Origin of the sequence: Herbaspirillum frisingense (assembly GCF_047325095.1) — a bacterium.
Lineage (GTDB): Bacteria > Pseudomonadota > Gammaproteobacteria > Burkholderiales > Burkholderiaceae_D > Herbaspirillum > Herbaspirillum frisingense.
In genome coordinates this window covers 1,776,459-1,795,568 of sequence record NZ_CP168558.1, presented here as the reverse complement: position 1 = coordinate 1,795,568, position 19,110 = coordinate 1,776,459, and the positions used below count along the sequence as shown (strand labels likewise).

The following is a 19,110-nucleotide window of genomic DNA, read 5'->3' as shown; positions in this document are numbered from 1 at the left end:
CGCATTTTTGATTTCTGGCGACCTGCCTGCCAGGCCGCCTGATGGACTCCCTGCCGTCAGCCCCGGCCCGTCGATCCCGCCCGATCCGGACCTGCCCGCACGGCAAGCGCCTTCCCGAACTTGCAAGACGCGATCCTCGCATCGCCATGAGTGACCAATGACCAAAGACCTCGCCGCCCACACGCCGATGATGCAGCAGTACCTGCGCATCAAGGCAGATCACCCCAACACGCTGGTGTTCTACCGCATGGGCGATTTCTACGAACTGTTCTTCGACGACGCCGAGAAGGCCTCGCGCCTGATGGGCGTGACCCTGACCCAGCGCGGCTCCTCCAACGGCAATCCGATCAAGATGGCCGGTGTGCCCTTCCACTCGGTGGAGCAATACCTGGCGCGGCTGATCAAGCTGGGCGAGTCGGTGGCGATCTGCGAGCAGATCGGCGATCCCGCCACCAGCAAGGGGCCGGTGGAGCGCAAGGTGGTACGGGTGGTCACGCCCGGCACCCTGACCGACTCTGACCTGCTGCCCGAAAAGGCCGAACGCTGCCTGCTGGCCATGCAATTGCTGCCCTCCAAGTCACGCAAGCAGATGCAGGTGGGCCTGGCCTGGCTGTCCATGGCCAGCGGCGCACTGAAGATGATGGAATTCACGGTCGAGACCGCCCTGCTGGACGGCCGCGTGAAGCAGGAACTGGAACGCATCTCGGCGGCCGAGGTGCTGGTGGCCGATGGCCAGCTGGAACTGTGCGAGCCGCTGCTGCCCAACCGTGCCGTGACGGTGCCGGATTGGCATTTCGACCAGCCCAGCGGAGAAAAGGCCCTGCTGGAACAGTTGAACGTGGCCACCCTGCACGGCTTTGGCGCCGATGGCCTGGGGCCGGCGATCTGCGCGGCCGGCGCGCTGCTGCGCTATGCGCAATCCACCCAGGGGCGCGGCCTGCAGCACGTGCGCACGCTGACGGTCGAATCCGAGAACGAATTCATCGGCCTGGACGCCGCCACCCGCCGCAACCTCGAACTGACCGAAACCATCCGCGCACAGGATGCCAATGCGCTGGCGCCCACCCTGTTCTCCACGCTGGATCACTGCCGCACCGCCATGGGCTCGCGCCTGCTGCGCCACTGGCTGCATCACGCGCTGCGCGACCAGCGGGTGGCGCGGGCTCGCCATGCGGCCATCAATGCCCTGATGCGCACCGACGCCTGCTCGGGCCTGTCGGCCACCTTGGCGGCGGTGCCCGACATCGAACGCATCACCACCCGCATCGCCCTGCTGTCGGCCCGTCCGCGTGACCTGGCCGGCCTGCGCGCCGGCCTGCAGCAACTGGGCTCGCTGCGTGCCTATGTGGAAATGTGCGGACGTGACGCCGATGCACCACTCCTGGGCCAGTTGCATGAAGACCTGGCCACGCCGGTGGAATGCCTGGACCTGCTGGAACGCGCCATCATGCTGGAACCGGCTGCCATGGTGCGCGATGGCGGCGTGATCGCACGCGGCTTCGATGCCGAGCTCGATGAACTGCGCGGCCTGTCCGAAAACGCCGGCCAGTACCTGCTGGAACTGGAGGCCCGCGAGCGCGAACGCACCGGCATCGCCAACCTGCGGGTGGAATACAACAAGGTGCATGGCTTCTACATCGAAGTCACCCACGGCCAGACCGACAAGGTGCCGGAAGACTACCGCCGCCGCCAGACGCTGAAGAATGCCGAACGTTACATCATCCCCGAGCTCAAGGCCTTCGAGGACAAGGCGCTGTCGGCGCAGGAACGCTCGCTGTCGCGCGAGAAGTTCCTCTATGAACAGCTTCTCAACGACATGGGCGAGCACATCCTGCGCCTGCAGTCCATCGCCCACGCGCTGGCCCAGCTCGACACCCTGGTGGCCCTGGCCGACCATGCCGTGCGCAACAACTGGTGCGCGCCGCAGCTGGTGGACGAACCCTGCATCCAGATCGAGCAGGGCCGCCACCCGGTGGTGGAAAACCAGATCGAACGCTTCATCGCCAACGACTGCCAGCTGGCGGCCGAGCGCAAGCTGCTGCTGATCACCGGCCCCAACATGGGCGGTAAGTCGACCTTCATGCGCCAGGTGGCGCTGATCACGCTGCTGGCCTACGTGGGCAGCTTCGTGCCGGCCAGCGGTGCCGTGATCGGCCCCATCGACCGCATCTTCACCCGTATCGGCGCAGCCGACGACCTGGCCGGCGGGCGCTCGACCTTCATGGTGGAGATGACCGAATCGGCCTCCATCCTCAACAACGCCACCGAGCATTCGCTGGTGCTGATGGACGAAGTCGGGCGCGGCACCTCCACCTTCGACGGCCTGGCGCTGGCCTGGGCCATCGCCAAGCACCTCATCGACGTGACGCGCAGCTTTACGCTCTTCGCCACCCACTATTTCGAACTGACGCAGTTGCCGGACATCCATCCCACGGCGGCCAACGTCCACCTCTCGGCGGTGGAGCACAAGGACAGCATCGTCTTCCTGCACGCGGTACAAAGCGGCCCGGCCTCGCAGAGCTACGGCCTGCAGGTGGCGCAGCTGGCCGGCGTACCGGCGCCGGTGATCCGCGCGGCCCGCAAGCACCTGTCGGCGCTGGAAAGCCAGTCCATGCAACCGACGCCGCAGTTTGACCTCTTCAGTGCGCCCGCCTTCATGGAATCGGAGTCGGACGTGAAGCAACAGGATGCCCTGGCTGAACGCAACGCCCTTGCGGTGGTCGAACCCGATCCGCTGGCCCAGGCCCTGCTGCAATCGCTCGACGGCATCGACCCCGACGCCCTCACGCCGCGCCAGGCGCTGGAGGCGCTGTATCAGCTCAAGGCCCTGAGCCGGGCTCAATAAGAGGCTGCCTCCGGTCAGCCCCCTACCACCGCAGAGAGACTGCATGACGAGCCGCCCGGTCCCACGCATCCTGCTGTACACCCTGCTGACCGTGGCCACCGCCCTGGTGGCCGGTCGCGGCTGGGCGGCGCCGCAGGATTTCTCGTTCGGCGTCATCAATCATGCCCTGGCTGGCAGTGCCGGCGAGGAAAAACTGCGGCGCGAGATTGCCGAGACCGATGCCGACAACCTGGCCTTCGTGGTGGTCAACGGCATCAAGTCGCCCTCGGAAAGCTGCGACGACAATCTCTACAGCCAGCGTCACGAGATGCTGTCGCAGGCGCAGAACGGTATCTTCCTGTCGCTGGCCGGCAGCGACTGGATCACCTGCCGTGATCGCGAAAACCGCTCGGATGCCATCGAACGACTGGCGCGCATGCGCGACATCTTCTATGCCGGCGAATTCTCGCTGGGAGCCACCCGCCTGCCGATGTTGCGCCAGTCGCTCACGCCCAAGTTCCGCAGCTATGCCGAAAACACCCGCTGGGAAGTCGGCAACGTGCTCTTCGCCACCGTCAATCTGCCGGCCGGCAACAATCATTTCCTGCTCGACGGCGGCCGCAACAACGAGTTCGAGGACAGGCTGATCGCCAACCGCAACTGGCTGCAGCACCTGTTCGCCTTTGCGGCATTGAAGAAGAGCGCGGCCATCGTCTTCTTCAGCGACGGCAACCCCTTTGGCCCGCCACCGCGACGCTCCTTCTTCCGCACCCAGCGCGACGGCTTTGCGGAGACGCGGCGCCTGTTCTCCGAACTGGCCGGCAAGTTCCCCGGCCGCGTATTGGTGGTGCATGCGCAGGCGCCCAAGGCCAAGGCCGCAGCGCACATCCTGTGGACGGGCAACCTCGGCAATGTGGGCGTGGGGGAGCGTTGGCTCAAGGTTGTGGTGGACGATCACCTGCCGCAGTTGTTCGCCGTCGCGGATGCTGATGGAGAACGGCGCTAGAAGGGCCTCGCCTTCCTTTTGATGCAGAAAAAACAAACGCCCGCAGAATAAATCTGCGGGCGTTGTGTTTTCTTGCTTGATCTGCTGCTTCAGCGTCGGCTGCCTGGATCACCCTGCAGCCATCCGTTCAGCAATCAGTTCAGCGGCTGGCTGCGGAAATGATCGCCGGCTTCGCCGTCATCTTCATCATGGTGGTGATGATGACCATGGGCGCCATGCACGTGGCCGTGGGCGACTTCTTCCTCGGAGGCGGCACGCACTTCGGTCACGTTCAGCTCGAAGCGCAGGGCGATGCCGGCCAGCGGGTGGTTGCCATCCAGCACGGCCTTGCCGTCGGCCACTTCGGTGACGGTGAAGATGACCGATTCTTCGCTGTCGTCGTCGGGCGAACCTTCGAACTGCATGCCCACTTCCAGCGGCTGCGGCAGACGCTCGACGGGTTCGATCTTGACCAGCTCGGAGTCGTATTCGCCGAAGGCATCTTCCGGTTCGACCTGGATGGTGGTGCTGTAGCCGGTTTCCTTGCCGTCCAGTGCTTCTTCGATCTTGGGCAGGGTGTTCTGGTAACCGCCGTGCAGGTAGACCATCGGCTCGCTGCTCTGCTCGATCAGGTTGTTCTGGGCATCCGACAGCTTGTAGTTGACGGAAACGACGGTATTCTTTGCGATCTTCATCGTAAGGGTCCTTTGTATCGATAGTGGTGCGGGAGCGGCAGGTATTGCGGTCTGGTCGCGCGGGACACCTGCCACCCGGGTTGGGGCCTAAGAACCATCCCCTTGCCATTCCCGCGAGGCAAGGACTCTTTCAAACGGTTTCTCGACCCGGGAATTATACCTGCATCAAACTTCACCACCGCCGATGCCGTACGGCCGCGCCCCGACGCCTATAATGGCGGGCATGAAAAAACTCGATCTGCTCGGCGGCATCACGCCCGCCCAATTCCTGCGTGACTACTGGCACAAGAAGCCACTGCTGATCCGCAATGCCATTCCCGGTTTTTCCGCGCCCCTGCCGCGCCAGGAACTGTTCGACCTGGCCCGGCACGAGGACGTCGAGTCGCGCCTGATCACCCATCGCGAAGATGGCTGGGACATGCAGCACGGCCCGTTCAACAAGCTCCCGCCCTTGAAGCAAAAGGCCTGGACCCTGCTGGTACAGGGCGTGAACCTGCATCACCCCGCGGCCGATGCCTTGCTGCGCCAGTTCCGCTTCGTACCCGATGCGCGCCTGGATGACCTGATGATCAGCTACGCCACCGACGGCGGCGGTGTCGGTCCGCACTTCGATTCCTACGACGTATTCCTGCTGCAGGCCCATGGCCAGCGCCGCTGGCGCATCAGCGCCCAGGATGACCTGACGCTGGAAGAAGGCGTGCCACTGAAGATCCTGAGCCATTTTCAGCCGGAAGAAGAATTCATCCTGGAACCCGGCGACATGCTCTATCTGCCGCCGCATTACGCCCATGACGGCGTGGCCGTGGGTGAATGCATGACCTATTCGGTGGGTTTCCGCGCACCGGCCTACCAGGAACTGGGCGAATCCTTCCTGGAATTCATGATGGATACCATCGATCTGCCCGGCCGCTATGCCGATCCGGACCTCAAGACCAGCGCCCGCCCGGCCGAATTGCAGGCGGACATGATCACGCTCATCCGCGACGAACTCAACAAGATCCGCTTCACCGACGACGACATCACCATCTTCCTGGGCGAACATCTGTCGGAGCCGAAACCCAGCGTTTTCTTCGAGCCACGCGGCGAGGAAATCTCCTTTGCTCGCTTTTTCCAGGGGGCCAAGAAACGTGGCCTGGTATTGCATCGCAAGACCCGCATGCTGTATCGCGGCTCGCACGTGTTCATCAATGGCGAGTCCTTCCAGGTCGGACGTCAGGACAAGACCATTCTTGCTCGTCTGGCGGACTCCCGCGCACTCGAAAAAACCGATCTCGCGCTGGCCTCGGAAGACCTGCTGGAAGCGTTCCACCAGTGGTATGAAAGTGGCTGGATCGAATTTGTTTGAGAATGCTTCAACTTTAAGTGGAAGCGACCTCGAAATCACTTTAGGAAATCTCTGGAACCGGCTCCAGCAAAGGCCTTCCGGGCGCATGGTTTTAGATGTAAGAACTTACAAATTCTTACGAAAAAGATAGGCGCCGGTGTGATTTCGGAAAAAAATAGCTATAATGATGGGCTGAGAAGTTTTCGTTGTCCGGAGATGTTTCGGCAGTAAAAAGAAGCAAGAACCGAAGCCCGACCGCAAGGTCTTAGCCTGCGGCGAAAGCCTCCCAGTAGAGCGATAATTACCGGTAATTATTCATCGCACAATTTTTAAATATTGAAGGAATATTCATGAAAAAGACTCTGTTGATCGCTTCGTTGTTGGCTGTTGCCCTGGCTGCTTGCGGCAAGAAGGAAGAAGCTCCTGCACCTGCTGCTGCTCCCGCTGCTGAAGCTCCTGCCGCTGCAGCTCCTGCTGCTGACGCAAAGCCGGCTGATGCCGCTCCTGCTGCTGACGCCGCTGCTCCGGCTGCTGACGCTGCCAAGCCTGCTGACGCTGCTCCGGCCGCTGACGCAAAGCCGGCTGAAGCCGCTCCTGCCAAGTAATCTTCGGATTATTGTCAGAAAAACCGGTCGCAAGACCGGTTTTTTTTCGTCCAGATTTTCCCCGCACTCTTCGACACGTCCAGGCCAGTTCAGGCGGCGGACATCTGTCCTCCTGCCCCCCCCTCGCCAATCCCTCCAGAACGCATCAGAACGCGCTACAAGCCATTGCAGCACGCTGATTGCCCCATCGGACTGACAAAGCACTGACAGCGTATCCAGCAGGCCTTGGCAATCTCTTGCTGTCGCCCGATGGACATGCGCGTCAATGCGACCAACAAGGAATGAATGCGCAGCAAATGAGCCGCAGGCCGCAGGAAAGAGAAACAAATTGTTTCTGCCGCGCCGCAGGAAGATCTGACAGAACGCTGACCGGCTCGCGTTTGATCAGACGTCCAGCCAGGCGAAGCCTTCTGCCTGGCAGGCGATGCCGATGCCACCGAAGGTCGGCCCGAGGACGCTTTCGATCGCCGCGCGCGCCAGTTCCGGCGTGTTGTTCTGCTGACTGAGATGCGCGCCGATGACGCGCTTGAGCCGGCTCTTGTCGAGCAGGCGCAGGATGTCGGCACTGGCGTCATTGGCCAGGTGGCCGTAGTCGCCGCCGATGCGGCGCTTGAGGAAGGCGGGATAGGGCGAGCGATCCAGCATCTCGCGGTCGTGATTGCATTCCAGCAGCAGCGAATCGCAAGCGCCCAGCGCCTGCACCAGGTGCGCGGTCGGCTGACCGGCATCGGTCAATACGCCCAGGCGCCGGTCACCGTCGCCGGCCACATACTGGATGGGCTCCCGGGCATCATGCGGAACGGTATAGGGGGACAATTCAAGATCGCCGATGGCAATCTTCTGACCATCGGCACAGAAGCGCACATCGACATCGGCAGCCTGCTCGGCCACCGCCTGCCAGGTACCATAACTGAGCCAGACCGGAATGCGATAGCGTCGCGCGAACTTGAACACGCCACTGACGTGATCCGAGTGCTCGTGCGTGACGACGATGGCGGCGACGTCGGAGGGGTCCAGCCCCAGGCGCAGGATACGCTTTTCGGCTTCGCGCAAAGTAAAGCCGCAGTCCAGCATGACCGTGGTCCCCGAGGAGGGACGCTGGTCGCCGGCTGCGGCCGAGATCAGCAGCGCATTGCCTTCGCTGCCGCTACCGAGGCTCGCGAACTTCATCTGAGCCCCGGGTCCTGATTACTTCAGTTGCTCGTTGAGCAGGCCCAGGATCTTGTCGGAAATACCCGAGGTATCCGGACCACCCTCGCCGTTCTGGACGGTGATATTGCTGCTGTCGGAACCGGCGCCCTTGACCACGATGCGGTACTTGGCGGCCTTCTTGTCCTTGTCCTTGGAGCTGAAGATGCGCGAGAAGAAACCGTCATCCTTCTTGTCCTTGGCGTCCTGGTTCTGGTCGACGTAACGGACAAAATAGATGCCCTGGCTGCGATCGCGGTCTTCCACGGTGAAGCCGACGCGATCCAGCGCCAGGCCGACGCGGCGCCATGCGCGGTCGAAGCCTTCATCGACTTGCACGCTGGTGCCCGCCACACCCTTCTGCAGACGCGAACGTGCCTGCAGCGACGGAGCATTGGCCACGGCGGCCTTGGCCTTGGTCTCTTCAGCACCCAGGCGCACCATCAGGCGCGACAGGAATTCGGCTTCCAGGCCCGGATCTGAGGGACGTGCGGTCCACACCGAGGTTTCCTTGGCCGAACCGGTCAGCACTTCCTCGGCACCGCGATGGCTGATGAAGATCTCGGTGGTGCCGTTGGGGCCGCGTTCCAGGCGGGTGCGGAACTTGTCACGCTCGCCGGTGGAATACAGCGAATCGAACACCTTGCCCAGCGTGTTGCGGATGAAGTCCTGGGGAATCTTGGCGCGGTTCTCGGCCCAGTCGGTTTCCATGACGCCGGTATCGGGCGATTCGACGTTGATCAGGAAACCGTTGTCCTGCCAGAAGTCCTTGATCTGCGACCACAGCTGTTCCGGGCTCTGCTTGACCACCAGCCAGCGCTGCGAACCGTCGCGTTCGATGCGGATTTCGTCGCCCTTGGCAGTCGGTGCCACGGAGGTGACTTCGGTGGTCGGCTTGTTCTGCTGCTCCAGCTGGTAGCCGGATGCGGTCGCCACGCCCTTGTTGGCCTCGGGGATGGAATAACGGTTGTCGCGCTGCAGCTGGGTCAGGTCGGGCGGCACTTCCAGACGCGGGCCACGGGCCTTTTCCGCGCTCTTGTAATCGATACGGTCCCCTTCGAGCATGTTGCCGATGGAGGAACATCCTGCCAGTCCGGCCAGCGCCAGTGCGATGACGATACTGCGTTGGGTAATTGTGTACGCGGAGCGGGATACCGGACGAACGTTCTTGCTATTAGTCATATCGTTACTATTGAAAGCGGAATCGGATTTCAGGAGACCTGCGCCAAAGCGGCCAAGCCGATTATTTTAATACACCGGACTCGCGCAGGGCCGCGCGCACGGTGTCGTGGTAAGCCGCTCCCAGCGGCGCCAGCGGCAGACGCATGCCGGAGGGAATGAGGCCCATTTCCTGCATGGCCCACTTCAGCGGCACCGGATTGGGTTCGACGAAGAGCTTGTTGTGCAGGGGCAGCAGCTTGTTGTTCAGTTCCACGGCACGGGCGATGTTGCCGCTCATGGCGGCCACGCACAGTTCGTGCATGTCGCGCGGGGCGACGTTGGCGGTGACCGAGATGTTGCCGGCGCCGCCGTACAGCATCAGCGCGATGGCGGTGGCGTCGTCGCCCGAGTAGACCGCGAAGCTCTTGGGCGCCAGGCGGATCAGGTCGGTGCCGCGGGCGATGTTGCCGGTGGCATCCTTCACGCCGACGATGCCCTTGACCTGTGCCAGGCGCAGGATGGTCTCGTTGCTCATGTCGGCGACAGTACGGCCGGGCACGTTGTACAGGATCACCGGCAGATCCACCGCTTCGGCGATGGTCTTGAAGTGCAGGTACATGCCTTCCTGGGTCGGACGGTTGTAGTACGGCACCACCTGCAGCGAGGCATCGGCACCGACCTTCTTGGCGAAGGCGGTCAGTTCGATCGCTTCGGCGGTGGAATTGCCACCGGTGCCGGCGATGATGGGAATGCGCTTGGCCGTGTGCTCGACCGCGACCTTGATCAGTTCGCAGTGCTCTTCCATCGAGACGGTGGGCGATTCGCCGGTGGTACCGACGATGACGATGCTGTCAGTTCCCTCGGCGATATGCCAGTCGATCAGCTTGCGCAGGCCATCGTAATCGAGGCTGCCGTCCGGATGCATGGGAGTGACGATTGCAACAATGCTACCCTTGATCATGGTGTGCGTGCTTTAGGTAATGGTCAAAATAAAGGCCTGATTGTAGCGGATAGACGCCTCAACAGGTCAATTTTGCCGGTGCTTCAGATGAAGGCCGGCGTAAAAATACGGGAAGAACGCAGGTTTTCGCCCTCACCGGTCGGACTTGCCGGAGCTCAATAGCCCAGCCCCATCGCCTCGCGTACGTCACGCATGGTGTCCTGGGCCAGCTTGCGGGCCTTTTCGCAGCCATCGGCAACGATGGCGCGCACCAGCGAGGGGTCGTCCAGATAAGGCTGCGCGCGCTCCAGCATCGGTTGCTGCTCCTGCAGGATGGCATCGATCACCGGTTGCTTGCATTCCAGGCAACCAATGCCGGCCGACCGGCAACCCTTGGCCGCCCAATCCTTCACTTCCGCCGGGGAATAGACCTGGTGGAATTGCCATACCGGGCATTTCTCCGGATCGCCCGGGTCGCTGCGGCGCACCCGCTGCGGGTCGGTCGGCATGGTCTTGACCTTCTTGGTGACCGACTCCTTGTCTTCACGCAGGGCGATGGCATTGCCATAGCTCTTGGACATCTTGGCGCCATCCAGACCCGGCAGGCGCGAGGCCTCGGTCAGCATGGCCTGCGGCTCGGTCAGGATCAGTTTGCGGCTGCCTTCGAGATAGCCGAACAGACGTTCACGATCGATCATCGACAGGTTCTGCGCATCGTCCAGCATGGCCTTGGCCTGCTCCAGCGCCTCGTCGTCGCCCTTTTCCTGGAATTGCGTACGCAGCTCCAGGTACAGCCTGGCGCGCTTGCTGCCCAGTTTGCGGGTCGCGGCCAGGGCCTTTTCCTCGAATCCCTTTTCCTTGCCGTACAGATGGTTAAAGCGGCGCGCGATCTCGCGCATGATCTCGATGTGCGGCACCTGGTCCTCGCCCACCGGCACCTGGCTGGCGCGGTAGATCAGCACGTCGGCCGCCTGCAGCAGCGGATAGCCGAGGAAACCATAGGTCGCCAGGTCGCGGTCGGCCAGCTTCTCCTGCTGGTCCTTGTAGGTGGGCACGCGCTCCAGCCAGCCCAGCGGGGTGGCCATGGACAGCAGCAGGTGCAGCTCCGCATGTTCCGGCACGCGCGACTGGATGAACAGCGTCGCCTGGGCCGGATCGACACCGGCCGCCAGCCAGTCGATGACCATCTCCCAGGTGCTGGTCTCGATCACCGAGGGATCGTCGTAATGGGTGGTCAGTGCATGCCAGTCGGCCACGAAGAACAGGCAGGGCAATTCGGATTGCAGCTTGACCCAGTTCTTCAGGGCGCCATGATAGTGGCCCAGGTGCAGCGCGCCGGTGGGGCGCATGCCGGAGACGACGCGATCAGGATACATGGCAGTAGGCTAGGTGGTAAGGAGGGGAAATCATGCGGATCATCACGTTGGCCGCTTCAGTCAGTGGAACAGCAAGGTGATCGGATAGGTAATCAACTGCAGTACCAGACCGGCGCCGTACATCACCGGTGCCATCCACCAGGTATAGATCACCTTGAGCAGCACCAGCGCCATGACGATGAAGAAGCCATAGGGCTCGATCTGGGCGAATTTATAGGCGTACTTGTTGGGCAACAGGCTGGTGAGGATACGACCGCCATCCAGCGGCGGGATCGGGAACAGGTTGAAGGCGAACATCACCAGGTTGGTCAATACACCGGCCTTGGCCATGAGGGTGAAGAATTCTTCTTGCACGCCCCCCAGCGCCAGGGCGTAGATGGCAATCATCCACAGCAGTGCCATGAGGAAATTGGCAGCCGGACCGGCCAGCGAGACCCAGGCCATGTCGCGCTTGGGCTTGCGCAGGTGGCCGAAGTTGATCGGCACCGGCTTGGCATAGCCGAACAGGAAGGCACCACTGGTGGCGAAGTACAGCAGGATGGGAATGAGGATGGTGCCGAAGGGATCGATGTGCTTGAGCGGGTTCAGGCTCATGCGCCCCATGGAATAGGCGGTATTGTCGCCGAAGAACTTGGCGGCATAGGCATGCGCCGCCTCGTGCAGGGTGATGGCGAAGAGCACGGGCAGCGCGTAGACCGCGACAGTCTGGATGAGATCGTTCATGGGCGGGGATTTTATCAGAGGGGCAACATGGCGCTTGGGAATTCAAGCCCGGCGGGCTGTTGAAGCAAGAAATCGCTGGCTCAGGCGGCTTGCAGACCGAAGATGCCGGCATCTCCCCTGCCCTGGCGCACCAGCACCGGCTGTTCATCGTCGGTGAGGTCGATGACGGTAGTCGGCTCCAGACTGCAGGCGCCGCTGTCGATGACCAGGTCGATCTGCTTTTCCAGATGGCTGCGGATATCGTCGGCACTGGTCAGCGGCAGGTCTTCGTCCGGCAGGATCAGGGTGGTGCCCAGCAGCGGCTGGCCCAGTTCTTCCAGCAGCATGTGGGCGATGCGGTTTTCCGGCACGCGCAGGCCGATGGTCTTGCGCGAGGGATGCGACAGGCGGCGCGGCACTTCCTTGGTAGCTTCCAGGATGAAGGTATAGGCACCCGGCGTGGCGGCCTTGAGCAGCCGGTACTGGCGGTTGTCGACCTTGGCGTACTGGGCGATCTCGGAGAGGTCGCGGCACAGCAGGGTCAGGTGGTGCTTGTCGTCCACGCCGCGGATGCGACGTACACGCTCCACCGCATCCTTGTTGTCGAGCTGGCAGACCAGCGCGTAGCAGGAGTCGGTCGGCAGGGCCACCAGGCCGCCCTTGTGGATGATCTGCGCCGCCTGCTTGATCAGGCGCAGTTGCGGGTTGTCGGGGTGAATCTCGAAAAACTGGCTCATGATGCGGTTTCCGTTTCCATTTCCAATACCAAATCGATTTCAATTCGTAAAAAGCACAACGGCGGTGTCGCCACCGCCGTTGTCGCTGCCTGCCGGGCTTAACGCTGGCCGCGCAGGGCGGCGATACGCTGTTCCAGCGGCGGGTGCGTCGAGAACAGTTCCATGAAGCCGGGCTTGTCGCTGATACCCAGGGCCGCCATGTTCTGCGGCAGGCCTTCGGGCGAGAAACCGCCCAGCCGCGCCAACGCATTGATCATCGGCTGCGGCGTACCCAGCAGTCGGGCCGCACCGGCGTCGGCGCGGAACTCGCGGTGGCGCGAGAACCAGGCCACGATCATCGAAGCACCGATGCCAAAGACGATCTGGCAGACCAGCACCGTCACGGTATAGCCGATGCCGGGACCGGATTCGTCGTTGTTGCGGCGCAGGGCCGAATCGACGAAGTAACCCACCACGCGCGACAGGAACACTACGAAGGTATTCACCACACCCTGGATCAGCGTCATGGTGACCATGTCGCCATTGGCGATGTGCGCCACCTCGTGGCCCAGCACGGCTTCCACCTCGTCCTGCGTCATGCCCTGCAGCAGCCCGGTGGACACCGCCACCAGGGCCGAGTCCTTGAACGCGCCAGTGGCGAAGGCATTGGGCTCACCGTCATAGACTGCCACTTCCGGCATGCCGATCCCGGCGCGCTGGGCCAGCTTGCCGACGGTCTGCAGCAGCCAGGCCTCGGTGCCGTTCATGGGCGTCTCGATCACCCTGGCGCCGGTGGACCACTTGGCCATGCTCTTGCTCATCAGCAAGGAAATGATGGAGCCCGTGAAGCCGACCACCAGCGAGAACACCAGCAGCATCGGCAGGTTCAGGCCGGACCGGGTCAGGAAGCGGTCCACGCCCAACAGCGACAAGATGACGCTCATCACGACCAGCACGGCGATATTGGTCGCAATAAACAACAAGATGCGTTTCATGGGGAAAACTCCTATCGAGAAAGTGGGGAGGGCCTGTTCACATTTAATCTACGAGTGCGAGAGGTCGCCAAGCGTTGACTGCCTAGGCGCAGCGACGCGCCGTAGTGGTGCTACGGCAAGGAGCTGCAACAACGGCAGGCGACGCTTGGCGGCCTCTCCCGGAGGGTTGGCGCCAGAAGGCGCGCTGGCGGCGTTGCACGTCAGGGCTGGTGGCACCACCACCAGCCCTGACGCGCGCCTTGCCACCACGCCTTCTGGCGCCAACGCATCTCGCAGATTAAATGTGAACAGGCCCTAGATAGGAGTCCAGCCCCGGAAATCAAGGGCAAGCTCGGCCATGGGCGCAGTTTTTACCAACCTGCAGGCCCGACGGGGAACCCGGACCTACAGGCCCCAGTCGTGCCACACCGGCTTGACGCCCGTCGGCAAGGCCGGCAGGCCGCCCAGGTCCACACGCGACTCGCCGGGGCCATGGAAGTCCGAGCCCATCGACGCCAGGAAGCCGTAGCTGCGCGCCACCTGGGCGTATTCCTGATACTGCTCGGGAGTATGGCTGCCGGTATTGACCTCGATGGCGGCGCCGCCGAACTGCTTGAATTCATCGAACAGCGCGCCGAACTGGGTCTGGCTGTACTTGTAGCGGCCCGGATGGGCGATCACTGCCACCCCGCCGGCCCCGCGTATCCAGCGCACCGCCTCTTCCAGCGTGGCCCAGCGGTGCGGCACGTAGCCCGGCTTACCTTCGGTGAGGTAGTTGGCGAACACTTCCTTGGTATCGCCACACTGGCCGCACTCGACCAGATAGCGGGCGAAGTGGGTGCGCGAGATCAGGTCGGGGTTGCCCACATGCTTGAGCGCGCCTTCATAGGCGCCGCAGATGCCGTACTGGTCCAGCGCCTGGGCGATCTCGCGAGCGGGGCGCTCGCGGCCGTTGCGGGTGGCGGCTAGTCCCTCGACCAGCGCGCGGTTGGTCTCGTCGATGCGCAGGCCGACGATGTGCACCGTCTGCCCGGCCCAGGTGACTGAAATTTCCACCCCGCCCACATGTTGCAGGCCCAGCGCCTGCGCCGCCGCGCGGGCACGCGCCACGCCACCGACTTCGTCGTGATCGGTCAGCGCCCACACGCCCACGCCGTTGGCCTTGGCGCGCGCGGCCACCTCTTCCGGCGGCAACAGGCCGTCGGAGACGTTGGAGTGGCAATGCAGGTCGAACTTGAGCTCAGACATAGGAATGCGCGATGACTCGGGCCGGTCGCTTGTGGCTGCCGCCGATCAGGGAATGCGGGGTGATTGGAATACCTTCATTCTACGCCCTTCCACCCTGCCCCGCTCAGGCCGGCCGTGCCAGGAAGGTCTCGATCAGTTGCGCCAGCCGCTCTGGCTGGTCGTGGTGCAGCATGTGGCCGGCCTGGTCGATCATCTCGACCTGGGTGCGCGGGATGCAGGCGATGCGACGGTCGATTTCCTCGCGCTTGAGCGAGGCCGGGCCGAAGAAGCGGCCGATGTCGCTGTCGGTCGCTTCGATCCATAGCACCGGCGCGGTAATGCGGCGCCAGCAGGCCATCATCTCGTCCACCCGATACAGGATGGGGCTGACCTGCTTGTGCGCCGGATCGCCCAGGATCTGCCACAGCCCGCTGCCATCCTGCTGCGCCCAGTGTTGCGCCAGGAAAGCGGCACGCTCGTCGGACAGGCGCGCATTGTTCTTCTGCAGGCGCGTGGCCACTTCTTCCAGCGTGTCATAGCCGCGCAGCAGCGGCGGGTTCTTGATCTCGTCCAGCCATTGCACAAACCTTCCCGGCGCCTGCTCAGGCTTGGCCGTGGGCAGGCCCAGGCCTTCCAGGTTGATCAGGCGGGCGATGCGCTCCGGGCGCAGGCCGGCATAGAGCGTCACCACATTGCCGCCCATGCTGTGGCCCAGCAGGTTGATGGCTTCCCCGGGCGCATGGTGGTCGATGATGGCCTCCAGATCGGCCAGGTAGTCAGGGAACCAGTAGGCATCTGCCGGGCTGCGCGCGCTCAGGCCAAAGCCGCGCCAGTCGGGCGCGATCACGTGCCACTCGCGCTGCAGCGCGTCGACCATGAACTGGAACGAGGCCGACATATCCATCCAGCCGTGGAACATGAAGATCTTGGGCGCCTGCGGGTCGCCCCAGTGACGGATGTGATAGCGCAGGCCGCGTACGGTAAGGAATTCGGAGCGTGAAGCGTGCTTGGCGATGGTCGGATGCATGTCGTTTTCTTTGTTATCGGTGCTGCAAGGCGGGACTACGAAAGATCAAGCAGCAAAGTATAGACAAAAGTGAACGATCGTGCGCGAAGGCCCTTGATCCGGCGGTTCAGGGCAGGAAGCGCCCCAGGTCGAAGGTGGAACGGTGGCCGATCTCGGCGAAGTTCTGCTCCAGCCACTCGGAGGCGCGCTCCCGCCCCTGCTGGAACAGGCTGCCGATGAAGCTGGCCTGGGTATTGAGCTTGGACAGGTTGGTCAATTGCTCCATCAGTTCGTTGGCATCGATCATGTGGATATTGAGCTGGCGCAGGCGCCGCTCCAGCGCACCGAAGGCCAGGGTGGAATTCTCGGCTTCGCGCTTGGCCAGGGCCAGCCCGCTCAGTTCGGTGAAGAAGGCCGAGCTGAAGCTGATTTCCGAAAGACGCTGGCCGATGTCATGACTGCTGGTGGGCGTCCCGGCGCGGCGGCTCGGGTGCAGCAGCACCACCATCACATCGCGCGCGGCGCAAGCGTGGAGCAAGGGGAAGATCGGGGGATTGGCAGTGAGACCACCATCCCAATAGGCCTCACCATCGATCTCGATGGGCCGGTGCAGCGAGGGCAGGCAGGCCGAGGCCAGCAGCACCTCCACCGACAGGTCGGCATTGCGGAAGATCTTCAGGATGCCAGTGCTGACCTGGGTGGCGGCGATGAAGAGCTTCAACTCGCGCTGCCGGCGCAGCCGCTCGAAGTCCACCTGCTCCAGCAGGATGTCGCGCAGCGGGTTGATGTCCAGGGGATTGAGTTGCGTGGGCGAGAAGAAGCGGGTCATCGCCAGCAAGGCCTGCATGCCCGGCATGGGCGTGGGATTGGCCACCACCGGCGCGCCCTCGGCATTGAGGTAGTCCAGCGGCGCACCGGTGGACAACGCGGTCCAGAAGCGCTCCAGCGCGGCCCGCGCACCATCGCGACCATCCTGTACATAGCCCTGGGCCAGCACCGCCGCATTCATGGCCCCGGCGGAGGCACCACTGATGCCTTCCATGTCCAGCCGCCCATCTTCCAGCAGGCGGTCCAGCACGCCCCAGGTGAAGGCGCCATGGGAGCCACCACCCTGCAGAGCCAGACTGACGATCTTGTTCGACATGATGTCCTTTTCCTCGGTCACATCCTGCGGGCTGTCATGCCCGGGTCACCACATAAGCTTATGCTGCACTGCACTATCATGGTATAACACGAATACCGCGCTGCCGAAAAGTGGCTGCCAGATGGAAACAAATCGGCAACCAAAAGCAACATGCCGGCACCCACAGGAAACGGCTCGGCCATTGTAACGAAGTAAAGACGTCACGACGGACACTGCAGAGGACACATGAAATCGATTTGCGTATATTGCGGCTCTTCCCCCGGTGCATCGCCCGCCTACGCCGAGGCGGCGCGCAAGCTGGCGCAGGAAATGGTGAAGAACAACATCGCCCTGGTCTATGGCGGCGGCAATGTCGGCCTGATGGGCATCATCGCCAGCGAAGTCATGAAACTCGGGGGCGAAGCCACCGGCGTCATCCCCAAGGCCTTGCTGGACAAGGAACTGGGCCACGACGGCCTGACCCGTCTGCACATCGTCAAGGACATGCACGAGCGCAAGGCCATGATGGCCGAGCTTTCCGACGGTTTCGTGGCCATGCCGGGCGGCATGGGGACGCTGGAAGAACTGTTCGAGGTGCTGACCTGGGCGCAACTGGGCTTCCACTACAAGCCGATCTGCCTGTACAACGTGGAAGGCTTCTACAACAACCTGATCGCCTTCGTCGACCATCTGGTGTCGCAGCGTTTCGTCAGTTCCGACCAGTCCGGGCTGATGATGCATGAAGCCAATCCGGCCACGTTGATCGAGCGCTTCCAGAGCTTCAAGCCGACCTACAAGACCAAATGGGCCGATCGCGAAGCGGTGGCCAATCTGGTGCCTTAATCCAAGGCCGGTCGCGCTTGCGGCCCTGGAGCGGCTGCAGGTTTTGCAGGATTCATTTCCGTTTCTTCACATTCCTGCGGCAAGCAAAACGCCCGTCCCTCCTGCGAGGCGACGGGCGTTCTCATTTCTTCACTTTTGGCCCAAATCGGGGCCTAAGCAGGCTTTTAGGCTCTCAGGCCTCCAGTGCCTGACGGAAGTCGGCCACCAGATCCTCGGTATCTTCCAGGCCCACCGAGACGCGGATGAGCGACTCGGCAATGCCCATGCTGGCACGGCGCTCGGCACCCATCTCGTAGAAGATGGTGTGGGCCACCGGGATCACCAGGGTGCGGGTGTCGCCCAGGTTGCTGGCGGCCACCGCCAGATGCATGCGGTTGAGATAGTCGAAGCAGTCGATGCCGTCCTTCAGTTCGAAGGACATCAGGCTGCCGAAGGAGCGGAACAATGCCTTGGACAAGGCATGCTGCGGATGCGACTCCAGCCCCGGGTAATACACGGCCGCCACGCGCTCATCGGCTTCCAGCATCTGCGCCACGGCCAGGGCATTCTTGCATTCGCGCTCCTGGCGCAGGGCCATGGTCTCGGCACCGACGGCGATGTGATGCGCCGCTTCCGGCCCCAGCGTGGCGCCGAAGTCGCGCAGCGCCTTGGCGCGGATCTGCGCCATGCCCCATTGCGGCGCCGGGTTCTTCTTGTAGTTGTCGGCGATGTGCGGATAGCGGGTCCAGTCGTATTCGCCGGTATCGGTCAGCGCGCCACCCAGCGCATTGCCGTGGCCGCCGATGGACTTGGTCAGCGAATTGACCACCAGGCCGGCGCCGACCGTCTTGGGACGGAACAGGTAGGGCGAGGTCATGGTGTTGTCCACCACGTAGAGGATGCCGCGCTCGCGGCACAGCTCGCCGATGCGCTTCAGGTCCGCCACCTGGGTGCGCGGATTGGCGATGGTCTCGACGAACACCAGGCGGGTATTGGGCGTGATGGCCGCTTCCACATTCTTCACATCGGTGGCGTCCACCATGGACACCTTGGCGCCCTGCGCGCCGACTGTCATCCACAGGCTATTGGTATTGCCGAACAGGAAAGCCGAGGACACCACATGGTCGCCCTCGCGCAGCAGACCCTGGACGATGGCGCCGATGGCGGCCATGCCGGTGGCAAAGCAGATGGTGGACTTGCCGTCTTCCATCTTGGTGATCTTCTCTTCCAGCGCCGACACCGTCGGGTTGCCCTGGCGACCGTAGCGATAGCCCGGCTGCTTGCCCTGGAAGACTTCGGCCAGCTGGCGCGCGTCTTCATAGCCGAAGGTCACGGAAGTGTGGATGGGCTTGTGCAGCGAGCCATGCTCGATACCCTTCTGGCGGTCGCTGTGGAGGATGGTGGTGGTGAAGCCGTAGGTCTTTTTATCGTTCATCGCGGAA

General features: G+C 63.1%; 17 protein-coding genes. 5 read left to right on the top strand and 12 right to left on the bottom strand.

Annotation, left to right across the window (positions count from 1 at the left end; translation table 11 throughout):
- The first annotated feature begins 157 nt into the window (after positions 1-157).
- Both mutS and ACEOAC_RS08245 read left to right on the top strand, forming a co-directional pair.
- A complete protein-coding gene (gene mutS / locus ACEOAC_RS08250) occupies positions 158-2,845 on the top strand; it encodes a DNA mismatch repair protein MutS (protein ID WP_413628782.1) in 2,688 nt (895 codons plus the stop codon).
- Between the two features lie 43 nt (positions 2,846-2,888).
- Positions 2,889-3,830: a hypothetical protein gene (locus tag ACEOAC_RS08245; protein WP_413444592.1), complete on the top strand. Its 942-nt coding sequence runs from the start codon at positions 2,889-2,891 to the stop codon at positions 3,828-3,830.
- A 134-nt stretch (positions 3,831-3,964) separates the two neighbouring features.
- Here ACEOAC_RS08245 and ACEOAC_RS08240 read toward each other — a convergent pair whose 3' ends face one another.
- Entirely contained in the window at positions 3,965-4,504 is a 540-nt protein-coding gene (locus ACEOAC_RS08240; RefSeq protein ID WP_006462695.1) for an FKBP-type peptidyl-prolyl cis-trans isomerase, read from the bottom strand.
- Between the two features lie 223 nt (positions 4,505-4,727).
- Between ACEOAC_RS08240 and ACEOAC_RS08235 the strand changes: the two genes are divergently transcribed.
- Both ACEOAC_RS08235 and ACEOAC_RS08230 read left to right on the top strand, forming a co-directional pair.
- On the top strand, positions 4,728-5,849 hold the full coding sequence (locus ACEOAC_RS08235) for a JmjC domain-containing protein (protein ID WP_413444593.1): 1,122 nt from the start codon (positions 4,728-4,730) through the stop codon (positions 5,847-5,849).
- 329 nt (positions 5,850-6,178) lie between these two features.
- Positions 6,179-6,433, top strand: a complete 255-nt coding sequence (locus tag ACEOAC_RS08230; RefSeq protein ID WP_413444594.1) for a hypothetical protein — start codon at positions 6,179-6,181, stop codon at positions 6,431-6,433.
- A gap of 384 nt (positions 6,434-6,817) precedes the next feature.
- Here the strand turns inward: ACEOAC_RS08230 and ACEOAC_RS08225 are convergent, their stop codons facing one another.
- From ACEOAC_RS08225 to ACEOAC_RS08180, 10 genes are all read right to left on the bottom strand, one after another.
- Entirely contained in the window at positions 6,818-7,603 is a 786-nt protein-coding gene (locus tag ACEOAC_RS08225; protein WP_006462698.1) for an MBL fold metallo-hydrolase, read from the bottom strand.
- 18 nt (positions 7,604-7,621) lie between these two features.
- Positions 7,622-8,803, bottom strand: coding sequence for an outer membrane protein assembly factor BamC (gene bamC / locus ACEOAC_RS08220; RefSeq protein ID WP_039874893.1), 1,182 nt, complete (start codon positions 8,801-8,803; stop codon positions 7,622-7,624).
- Between the two features lie 61 nt (positions 8,804-8,864).
- Positions 8,865-9,743, bottom strand: a complete 879-nt coding sequence (gene dapA / locus ACEOAC_RS08215; protein ID WP_006462700.1) for a 4-hydroxy-tetrahydrodipicolinate synthase — start codon at positions 9,741-9,743, stop codon at positions 8,865-8,867.
- 155 nt (positions 9,744-9,898) lie between these two features.
- Positions 9,899-11,098, bottom strand: coding sequence for a tryptophan--tRNA ligase (locus tag ACEOAC_RS08210; RefSeq protein WP_077236346.1), 1,200 nt, complete (start codon positions 11,096-11,098; stop codon positions 9,899-9,901).
- A gap of 60 nt (positions 11,099-11,158) precedes the next feature.
- A complete protein-coding gene (locus ACEOAC_RS08205; RefSeq protein WP_006462702.1) occupies positions 11,159-11,821 on the bottom strand; it encodes a site-2 protease family protein in 663 nt (220 codons plus the stop codon).
- 80 nt (positions 11,822-11,901) lie between these two features.
- Positions 11,902-12,537: an L-threonylcarbamoyladenylate synthase gene (locus ACEOAC_RS08200; RefSeq protein ID WP_077236344.1), complete on the bottom strand. Its 636-nt coding sequence runs from the start codon at positions 12,535-12,537 to the stop codon at positions 11,902-11,904.
- A 98-nt stretch (positions 12,538-12,635) separates the two neighbouring features.
- Positions 12,636-13,511 (bottom strand): protease HtpX, encoded by an 876-nt coding sequence (gene htpX, locus ACEOAC_RS08195; protein WP_006462704.1) that lies wholly within the window; start codon positions 13,509-13,511, stop codon positions 12,636-12,638.
- 384 nt (positions 13,512-13,895) lie between these two features.
- Positions 13,896-14,738 carry a 3',5'-nucleoside bisphosphate phosphatase gene (locus ACEOAC_RS08190; RefSeq protein ID WP_413628781.1) on the bottom strand — a complete coding sequence of 281 codons (843 nt, stop codon included), beginning with the start codon at positions 14,736-14,738 and terminating at the stop codon, positions 13,896-13,898.
- A gap of 103 nt (positions 14,739-14,841) precedes the next feature.
- The gene (locus tag ACEOAC_RS08185; RefSeq protein WP_413445126.1) at positions 14,842-15,744 is read right to left on the bottom strand and encodes an alpha/beta fold hydrolase; all 903 of its coding nucleotides are present in this window, start codon (positions 15,742-15,744) and stop codon (positions 14,842-14,844) included.
- Positions 15,745-15,850: 106 nt separating this feature from the next.
- The gene (locus ACEOAC_RS08180) at positions 15,851-16,867 is read right to left on the bottom strand and encodes a patatin-like phospholipase family protein (RefSeq protein ID WP_006462707.1); all 1,017 of its coding nucleotides are present in this window, start codon (positions 16,865-16,867) and stop codon (positions 15,851-15,853) included.
- Positions 16,868-17,092: 225 nt separating this feature from the next.
- Between ACEOAC_RS08180 and ACEOAC_RS08175 the strand changes: the two genes are divergently transcribed.
- A complete protein-coding gene (locus ACEOAC_RS08175; RefSeq protein WP_413445125.1) occupies positions 17,093-17,689 on the top strand; it encodes a TIGR00730 family Rossman fold protein in 597 nt (198 codons plus the stop codon).
- A gap of 172 nt (positions 17,690-17,861) precedes the next feature.
- Here the strand turns inward: ACEOAC_RS08175 and ACEOAC_RS08170 are convergent, their stop codons facing one another.
- Positions 17,862-19,103 carry a cystathionine gamma-synthase family protein gene (locus ACEOAC_RS08170; RefSeq protein ID WP_102663386.1) on the bottom strand — a complete coding sequence of 414 codons (1,242 nt, stop codon included), beginning with the start codon at positions 19,101-19,103 and terminating at the stop codon, positions 17,862-17,864.
- Positions 19,104-19,110 lie beyond the last annotated feature (7 nt).

Coding starts and splice junctions, on each gene's coding strand:
- mutS (WP_413628782.1), top strand. CDS start 158: ATGACCAAAGACCTCGCCGCCCACACGCCGATGATGCAGCAGTACCTG.
- ACEOAC_RS08245 (WP_413444592.1), top strand. CDS start 2,889: ATGACGAGCCGCCCGGTCCCACGCATCCTGCTGTACACCCTGCTGACC.
- ACEOAC_RS08240 (WP_006462695.1), bottom strand. CDS start 4,504: ATGAAGATCGCAAAGAATACCGTCGTTTCCGTCAACTACAAGCTGTCG.
- ACEOAC_RS08235 (WP_413444593.1), top strand. CDS start 4,728: ATGAAAAAACTCGATCTGCTCGGCGGCATCACGCCCGCCCAATTCCTG.
- ACEOAC_RS08230 (WP_413444594.1), top strand. CDS start 6,179: ATGAAAAAGACTCTGTTGATCGCTTCGTTGTTGGCTGTTGCCCTGGCT.
- ACEOAC_RS08225 (WP_006462698.1), bottom strand. CDS start 7,603: ATGAAGTTCGCGAGCCTCGGTAGCGGCAGCGAAGGCAATGCGCTGCTG.
- bamC (WP_039874893.1), bottom strand. CDS start 8,803: ATGACTAATAGCAAGAACGTTCGTCCGGTATCCCGCTCCGCGTACACA.
- dapA (WP_006462700.1), bottom strand. CDS start 9,743: ATGATCAAGGGTAGCATTGTTGCAATCGTCACTCCCATGCATCCGGAC.
- ACEOAC_RS08210 (WP_077236346.1), bottom strand. CDS start 11,098: ATGTATCCTGATCGCGTCGTCTCCGGCATGCGCCCCACCGGCGCGCTG.
- ACEOAC_RS08205 (WP_006462702.1), bottom strand. CDS start 11,821: ATGAACGATCTCATCCAGACTGTCGCGGTCTACGCGCTGCCCGTGCTC.
- ACEOAC_RS08200 (WP_077236344.1), bottom strand. CDS start 12,537: ATGAGCCAGTTTTTCGAGATTCACCCCGACAACCCGCAACTGCGCCTG.
- htpX (WP_006462704.1), bottom strand. CDS start 13,511: ATGAAACGCATCTTGTTGTTTATTGCGACCAATATCGCCGTGCTGGTC.
- ACEOAC_RS08190 (WP_413628781.1), bottom strand. CDS start 14,738: ATGTCTGAGCTCAAGTTCGACCTGCATTGCCACTCCAACGTCTCCGAC.
- ACEOAC_RS08185 (WP_413445126.1), bottom strand. CDS start 15,744: ATGCATCCGACCATCGCCAAGCACGCTTCACGCTCCGAATTCCTTACC.
- ACEOAC_RS08180 (WP_006462707.1), bottom strand. CDS start 16,867: ATGTCGAACAAGATCGTCAGTCTGGCTCTGCAGGGTGGTGGCTCCCAT.
- ACEOAC_RS08175 (WP_413445125.1), top strand. CDS start 17,093: ATGAAATCGATTTGCGTATATTGCGGCTCTTCCCCCGGTGCATCGCCC.
- ACEOAC_RS08170 (WP_102663386.1), bottom strand. CDS start 19,103: ATGAACGATAAAAAGACCTACGGCTTCACCACCACCATCCTCCACAGC.